Origin of the sequence: Spirulina sp. CCNP1310 (assembly GCF_034932185.1) — a bacterium.
In the GTDB taxonomy this organism is placed as follows: Bacteria; Cyanobacteriota; Cyanobacteriia; order Cyanobacteriales; family Spirulinaceae; genus Spirulina.
In genome coordinates, this window is the sequence record NZ_JAYGHW010000037.1 from 1 (window position 1) to 724 (window position 724).

Consider the following 724-nt stretch of genomic DNA (forward strand, 5'->3'; position numbering starts at 1 on the left):
GCTGAACTCAACAGCATGGCTCGCCAAGCATCCGCAGAAAGAGCCTGGAGTACAATCTCGCGATTCTACGAAAACTGCAAGCAGGGTATCCCCGGAAAAAAGGGATTCCCCTCCTTCAAGAAAAATAACCGCTCAGTAGAGTACAAAACCTCTGGGTGGAAGTTAGACGAGAATCGCAAGGCAATCACCTTCACCGACAAGAAGGGCATTGGTAGACTAAAGCTCAAAGGCACTCGTGATCTGCATTTCTATCCCATAGAACAGATTAAGCGAGTTCGCCTCATCAAAAGAGCCGATGGCTACTATGTCCAGTTCTGTATTCGTGCAGAACGGACTGAATTCGTTGAACCCTCTGGTCGAGCCATCGGCTTGGATGTTGGACTCAAAGAGTTCTACACTGATAGCAACGGTGAAACAGTGGGAAACCCCCGACATCTCAGGAAAAGTGAATCACGACTCAAGCAGTCGCAGCGCACTGTTTCCAGGAGGAAGAAAGGGGGTCAGAATCGAGCAAAGGCAAGGGTGGTTCTAGGTAAGCGCCATCTCAAAATAAGTAGGCAGCGTCAAGATTTTGCCGTGAAGTTGGCAAGATGCGTAATCCAGTCTAACGACTTGGTGGCTTACGAAGATTTGAGAATCAGGAATATGGTGCGTAATCACAGCCTTGCCAAATCGATTAGCGATGCTTCTTGGTATCAGTTTCGGGTGTGGTTGGAATATTTTG

The 724-nt window shown here is 48.1% G+C and carries 1 protein-coding gene; it reads left to right on the forward strand.

The features are described 5' to 3' along the window. Positions 1-724, forward strand: a 724-nt coding sequence (locus tag VB712_RS08045; RefSeq protein WP_416236290.1) for an RNA-guided endonuclease InsQ/TnpB family protein, incomplete at both ends; no start/stop codon positions are given.